Below are 6,346 nucleotides of genomic sequence, written 5' to 3' on the forward strand. Positions count from 1 at the left end.
TAACTTCATGATTCATTTTTCACAATCAAATCACTAGGCAGACAAATTACTATTTGTGTGCCTACTGTTGAGTTCACTATCGGTAAAAATGTTTTCAAATTCAGCGACAAAGTTATTTTTAAGTTTAATCATGAAGAATAAGGTTGATTTTTGACTTATGATATTCTTTTGAATTGTAAAAGATTGAAACTAATATTTGATAATATCATTTGTAGACATAATCTAAACCATGATTAAGTCAGATTAATTTCATTTTATTTTTTTCTATTTTTTCCACCAAACCATTATCCAATCTGCTTTATCTTTCAGATTATAGTATTTTCCTGTTTTTTCATCATAAGTGAGAATTCTTTCGAGATATTTTCTCAACTGCTCCTTTTGAGTGTCACTGTATAAATCAAGTCTGAATTTGCCGTTGTCCATTGCTTCATCAATGCTATCGTATTCACGATAATTATTCAGGTCAAAACGTTCAATATTTGCATAAATTCCCCTATTAAATAGTATATTAAAGAAATAGTTGTAATCCGGAAAATCTTCAGTTTTAATGCCCAGTTCCTTATCAAAATCTTTTTCAATCTTTTTATTTTCAGGACCAAAGATAGTTATGAATACGTATTTGTTTGCAATTTTATTCAATTCACATAAAACTTCATCGATTGGGATAATTCCGTTTAAAGACCTTGAACAGACCACAACATCAACATTTCCAATTTCTTCATGTTTTATTTCCTCAATAGGTTTTAAAATAGTTTCGATATTGTTAATATCATTGTCTTTAGCTCTTTTTTCTAAATATTCCAACATTTTTGGTGATGAATCAAGTCCGGTTACTTTTTTAACTTTTTTGGCGAGTGGTACGGTTATTGACCCTTCACCGCAACCGACATCCAGAACAGTGTCATCTTCTTCCAGAATTAATTTATCAAATAGTGCAGTCTGGTAATCTTCTTTTCTTGTTCTTTTAAAAAAACCCGGAGCTGCTTTATCCCAGTCTTTATTTACTTTACCTTCTAATCTTTCAGCCCAAAAACTTACCCAATCGACATCATTTGGATTTTCAATGCATTGTTTCATTTTTACACCTTTGTTTTTCCGGATAATACATTTTGATAGTCTTTATAGTTTTCTTTTAAAAGTTCGGGTATATCCAACTCGTATGGGCAGTTATCTACACAACTGTAGCATTCAGTACAGCTCAATGTTTTATCCATCATTTCCTGATACTCCTCGGTTAGATATGGCTCGGCAGGAAATCTTCTAATCCAAAGGGACATCCGAGCACATAAGCTGATGTTGATTTCCTCTGTACAGGGCATACAGTATGCGCATCCTCTACAGAAGTTCTCTCCAAGTTCATTTTTATCTTCTTCAATCGCAGATTTCAGATTGTCATCTAAAAGTGTATTTTCATCATATGATAGGAATTCATCGAGTTCCTCAAGCTTTTGGATTCCCCAAATCGGTAGAACATTATCAAATTGGTTCAGGAATGCAAAGCTCGCCCTTGAATTGGTTATCAGTCCTCCGCCCATTGCCTTCATTGCAATGAATCCAACATCCAATCTTTCGCATTTTTGAACAAGTTCTATTTCTTCGTTTCCACTCAAATATGAAAAGGGGTATTGCAGTGTTTCATAAAGGCCGCTTTTGATTGCTTCATGGGCAAATGTGATTTTGTGTGTGGTAATACCGATATGATTGATCATTCCCTTTTCTTTTGCTTCAAACATTGCTTTAAATAGTTCATCATCTTCTTTGGGAACAAATGATATGTTATGAAATTGGTATAAATCCAAGTAATCTGTCTTTAAACTTTTAAGGGATGTTTTTAAATCGCTCCAAAACTCTTCAGGAGTTTCTGCTGCAGTTTTACTTGCAAGATAAATTTCTTCACGGGGAATTCCTTCAAAGGCATTTCCCATTTTTTCTTCGCTGTCGGTGTAGAAATGTGCAGTATCAAAAAAGTTGATTCCATTGGAATATGCCTTTTTAAGTATTTCAACTGCCTCATCCATTGTGCATCTCTGGATTGGTAATGCACCAAATCCATTTTTATTCACTTCCAAATTAGTTTTTCCAAGCCTCATTTTAACTGTCCTCCTCATTAACATCATGGGGTTTATTGTCTTTAAAAATGCAATTGTTTGGTTCATATTTTGAATTTATTAATTTTATTGCTCCGCCGTTGTTGTTTGCAACATTTTTACGCAGTATAGATTCATCAATGCTTAAAATGCTTTTGTCATTGTATATTGATCCACCAAAATCTGCCATATTTTCATTGAATAGTGATTCCGAAATGCGCAACTCGCTGTCATAGTTGTGCATGACTCCACCATTTCTCTTTGCAAGATTATTGTTGAATTCGGATTTTGTGATATTTATGTCTGCCCTGTGGTTGCGTATGGCTCCGCCGTCATTTTTTGCCGTGTTATTGTTTAGTGCGGATTCTATTATGGTTAACTCATAAGAATTGTGTATGGCTCCGCCGTCATTTTTTGCGGTGTTGCTGTTAAATGTGGATTCAATAATTATGGTGCCATAATCCTCATTAAGTATCGCCCCTCCATCTTCTGCTGTGTTTTCATTGATTATGGATTGGGTAATTGTCAGTTCACTGTCAGTATTGAATATGGCTCCGGCTTTGTTTGCCATGTTTTGTGTGATGTTGGATTTGATTATGTTTAATTTTCCATCTACATTGGATATGGCTCCACCATGCTTTGCTCTGTTCTGTCTGAATGTGGTCTCTTCAACGGTCAAATCACCCCAGTTGTTGATTGCTCCGCCGAAATCTCCTGCGATGTTTTCATAAAATATTGATTTCTTTAAGATTAAGGTGCCATCATCACTGTGTATTGCTCCACCATCTTCACTTGCTGAGTTGTTGCTAAGTGCGGATTCTATAATGCTCAGTTCACTTTCTTCTATAATTATCGCACCGCCGTTTTCTCCGGAAAATCCATTTTTCAATGTAATGTTTTTTATGATATTGTTTTCACCGGTACATGTAAATATTCGTGTTTTTCCTTTTGCATCTATTGTGTGTCCGTTTCCATCAATAACCAAATCATCAACATCCAATTCAATGCCTTCCGGGTATCTGACTTCATCATCTTCACTTAAAACGATGTCTGCATCCAAAACAATCTCGTTGGTATCGCTGTGGATTAGTTCATCGAGATATCTGAAATTATTCTCCATATCCAACACCTAATCTTAACTCAATACTTTTAATGTATTGTTTAAAATTTTGATTTTTGTTTAATATAATTTTAATCAAAACATTAACTATTTTTATACCAAATTTCAAATATTACTATTGATTAATGAGTAGGTTAAAAAACCACTTGTTGCTTATTTTTATTAAATAATTAAATGTGATGATTAAATGAATGATTTAGAAGAAATTATTTATAAACATGCTTTGCTGAATGCAGCCAAACATAAAGGAAGCGCAAATCCCGGTGCAGTAATGGGTTCAATAATGTCAAACGAACCTGAACTCAGAAGCAAAGCAAAAGAAATCGGGCCGATGTCCGGTAAAATTGTAGCTAAAGTTAATGCTTTAAGCCCAGAAGAGCAAGAAGCAGAAATGAAAAAATATGGTGTTGAAGTTCAAGATAAAAAGCCTAAAGCAAAAGAAGCAGGTCTTCAAGAACTTCCGGGAACCCATGAAAATATTGTTTTAAGGTTTGCTCCAAACCCAAGCGGACCATTGCACATAGGTCACTCCCGTGCAGCGGTTCCAAATGCAGAATATGTAAAAAGACATAATGGTAAATTAATTTTAAGGATAGAGGATACAGATCCAAAAAGGGTATTTGAACCTGCTTATGATATGATTCCGGAAGATCTGCAATGGTTGGGAATCAAACCTGATGAAGTAATTTATCAATCAGACAGATTTGAGATATATTATGATTATGCTCGTCAATTAATTGAAAAAGGCGCAGCTTACATGTGTACCTGTGAGGGTGCAGTTTTTAAAGAGCTTAAGGATAACTGTAAAGCTTGTCCATGTCGCGATAATAGTGTTGAAGAAAACCTGGAGTTATGGGAAAAATTTGACACTATGGAAGCTGGTGAAGCGGTGCTAAGAGTTAAAACTGATATCAATCACAAAAACCCTGCAATCCGTGACTGGGTTGCCATGAGATTGGTTGATGAAACTCATCCTCGTTTAGGAACAAAATACAGAATCTACCCAATGATGAACTTTTCCGTTGCAGTCGATGACCATCTGATGGGAATGACTCATGTTTTAAGAGGAAAAGACCATCTGGCTAACAGTGAAAAACAAAAATACCTATATGATCACATGGGATGGGATTTACCTGAATTCATCCATTACGGCAGACTTAAAATGGAAGACATTGCACTCAGTACATCTAAAGCGATGGCAGGAATTGAAGACGGAACATATTCCGGATGGGATGACCCTAGACTTGGAACTTTAAGAGCTATTGCAAGACGAGGAATCGATCCAAGAACTATCTATAATTTAATCACCGAAATTGGTGTTAAAATGGCTGACTCAGCAATCAGTTGGAAAAAGATTTACGGATTGAATCGTAACTTCTTGGAACCTGTCGCTAATAGATATTTCTTCTGTGAAAACCCTAAATTGATTGAAGTTGAGGGCTACAGTGATGGAAAAGTTGATATTGAAAGACCACTTCATGCAGACCATTTGGATAGGGGAAACAGAGTTTTACCATTTGACGGAAAAGCATACTTGGCTAATGAGGATATCAATGATGGAATATTTAGACTGATGGATGCTGTTAATGTTGAAATTAAGGATAATCAAATCAGTTATCATTCAACTTCATTTGAAGATGCAAGAGCGGTAAAAGCGAGAATTATTCAATGGGTTCCAACTGAAAAGAACATCAATGTTAAAATCGTCATGGATGATGCATCAATCAAAGAAGGTCTTGGTGAAGCAGCACTCAAAGATTTAAAAGTTGGAGATATCGTTCAGTTTGAAAGGGTTGGATTTGCTCGTTTAGATGAAATAAAAGATGATGAATTAATATTTTATTATGCTCATAAGTAGGTGAAAAGATGGTAATGTTTTCAAACGGGTTTTCAACACTTCAAATGCCGAATGACTTTAATCAAATTCCTCCAAAAGATGAATTCACAGATTTATATTTGGTGAATACTAAAATTCCAATGTCTATAAAGTTTTCAACAACACCTACATTATCAGGACTTCCAGAGATAATGGAAGGAATTGAAGATAATCTTAAAGGCAATGACAAGATTGAAATAATAAATTCAGATTTCATAGTAATTAATGGAAATATATATTATGTAATCATATCTTCATTCTCTGATGGTGAAAATGAGATTCGTCGCAACGAATTCTTATATGTTGAAGATAATAATCTCTATATTTTTGAATACACCTACCCTTATGCAGATAGAGAATTGGATGATTTTTATTTGGACATCATCCGTTCTTTAAAGATAGTTGTTCCAAAATATATTGTTGAAAATGGAGGATATAGATTAAATAAAGACGATTAATTCTCTATTAAATCCTTTTTTCATATTTTTTTAATTTTTGGCTTATTAATCTATAAATTCAAATGGTTTTAATTCTATTTCAAAATTTGAGTCGATTTGCATTATTTTTTCACTAATCAATATCTTTAATTGTGAAAGATTTTCTGCGGAGTCAGAGAATAAGAAAATAATTTCATGTTCAATTTTCATGTTCTCAATTGAAGTATTTTCAATTGCTCTAAAATTTGGATTATAACTTTTACAAAAACCAAATTCTGTTTTTAAATGATTTAGTTCATCAATCTTTTTATATGTTCCCTCTTTTATGATTTTAACATTGTCAAATTTAATATGGAGTGCAATCACATTTTCAATTTCCACAATCAGTTCTTTAGTGCATTCGTCTCTAATTGAATATAATGTGTTTAGGCTGTTTAATGATTCAATCAAGTCTTTTAATTTTTTATCCAAACCGGATTCATTTTCAGATTCCAAATCAAAAAATACCATATCCAAGTCAAAATCGTCAATGTCTGATGGAAAAACATTAAAATAGTAATATGAAGAAAATTGTATGGCAGAAGTTGCATGTTGGATTACAATTTTGTTTACATCTTCTATTTTTTCTGAATCAACCATTGCAAGAGAAAATTTTTTTTTAAAACTCATAATAATAGATTTAATGTTTAACTTAGATAAACCTTTTTTTTTAAAATAAGTAGACTATTTTGGTTTGTTGAATTAAAAATAAAAAAGAGAGAGTTATTAATAAATAATTAAATTAATATAACTTTTTCACATAAGATGTTTTGATGGTAATGTTTTT

At 33.1% G+C, this 6,346-nt stretch carries 6 protein-coding genes; 2 read left to right on the plus strand and 4 right to left on the minus strand.

Features of this window, described 5'->3' with window-relative positions:
• Positions 1 to 264: 264 nt before the first annotated feature.
• Genes Q4Q55_RS09335 through Q4Q55_RS09345 form a run of 3 tightly spaced genes read right to left on the minus strand, consistent with a single transcriptional unit; the run spans position 265 to position 3,207 of the window.
• Positions 265 to 1,077: a class I SAM-dependent methyltransferase gene (locus Q4Q55_RS09335; RefSeq protein WP_303372541.1), complete on the minus strand. Its 813-nt coding sequence runs from the start codon at positions 1,075 to 1,077 to the stop codon at positions 265 to 267.
• A gap of 2 nt (positions 1,078 to 1,079) precedes the next feature.
• A complete protein-coding gene (locus Q4Q55_RS09340; protein WP_303372542.1) occupies positions 1,080 to 2,090 on the minus strand; it encodes an aldo/keto reductase in 1,011 nt (336 codons plus the stop codon).
• Between the two features lies 1 nt (position 2,091).
• Positions 2,092 to 3,207 carry a hypothetical protein gene (locus Q4Q55_RS09345; RefSeq protein ID WP_303372543.1) on the minus strand — a complete coding sequence of 372 codons (1,116 nt, stop codon included), beginning with the start codon at positions 3,205 to 3,207 and terminating at the stop codon, positions 2,092 to 2,094.
• Positions 3,208 to 3,394: 187 nt separating this feature from the next.
• Between Q4Q55_RS09345 and Q4Q55_RS09350 the strand changes: the two genes are divergently transcribed.
• Both Q4Q55_RS09350 and Q4Q55_RS09355 read left to right on the plus strand, forming a co-directional pair.
• On the plus strand, positions 3,395 to 5,065 hold the full coding sequence (locus tag Q4Q55_RS09350; RefSeq protein ID WP_303372544.1) for a glutamate--tRNA ligase: 1,671 nt from the start codon (positions 3,395 to 3,397) through the stop codon (positions 5,063 to 5,065).
• A gap of 8 nt (positions 5,066 to 5,073) precedes the next feature.
• Complete coding sequence (locus Q4Q55_RS09355) at positions 5,074 to 5,541, plus strand: hypothetical protein (RefSeq protein ID WP_303372545.1); 468 nt, start codon at positions 5,074 to 5,076, stop codon at positions 5,539 to 5,541.
• A gap of 45 nt (positions 5,542 to 5,586) precedes the next feature.
• Here Q4Q55_RS09355 and Q4Q55_RS09360 read toward each other — a convergent pair whose 3' ends face one another.
• Positions 5,587 to 6,189, minus strand: coding sequence for a hypothetical protein (locus Q4Q55_RS09360; protein ID WP_303372546.1), 603 nt, complete (start codon positions 6,187 to 6,189; stop codon positions 5,587 to 5,589).
• Positions 6,190 to 6,346: the final 157 nt, after the last annotated feature.

Source organism: Methanobrevibacter sp., from assembly GCF_030539555.1.
In the GTDB taxonomy this organism is placed as follows: Archaea; Methanobacteriota; Methanobacteria; order Methanobacteriales; family Methanobacteriaceae; genus Methanocatella.

Excerpts from the sequence above, each read along its gene's own strand:
- Q4Q55_RS09335 (WP_303372541.1), bottom strand. The coding sequence starts at position 1,077 with ATGAAACAATGCATTGAAAATCCAAATGATGTCGATTGGGTAAGTTTT.
- Q4Q55_RS09340 (WP_303372542.1), bottom strand. The coding sequence starts at position 2,090 with ATGAGGCTTGGAAAAACTAATTTGGAAGTGAATAAAAATGGATTTGGT.
- Q4Q55_RS09345 (WP_303372543.1), bottom strand. The coding sequence starts at position 3,207 with ATGGAGAATAATTTCAGATATCTCGATGAACTAATCCACAGCGATACC.
- Q4Q55_RS09350 (WP_303372544.1), top strand. The coding sequence starts at position 3,395 with ATGAATGATTTAGAAGAAATTATTTATAAACATGCTTTGCTGAATGCA.
- Q4Q55_RS09355 (WP_303372545.1), top strand. The coding sequence starts at position 5,074 with ATGGTAATGTTTTCAAACGGGTTTTCAACACTTCAAATGCCGAATGAC.
- Q4Q55_RS09360 (WP_303372546.1), bottom strand. The coding sequence starts at position 6,189 with ATGAGTTTTAAAAAAAAATTTTCTCTTGCAATGGTTGATTCAGAAAAA.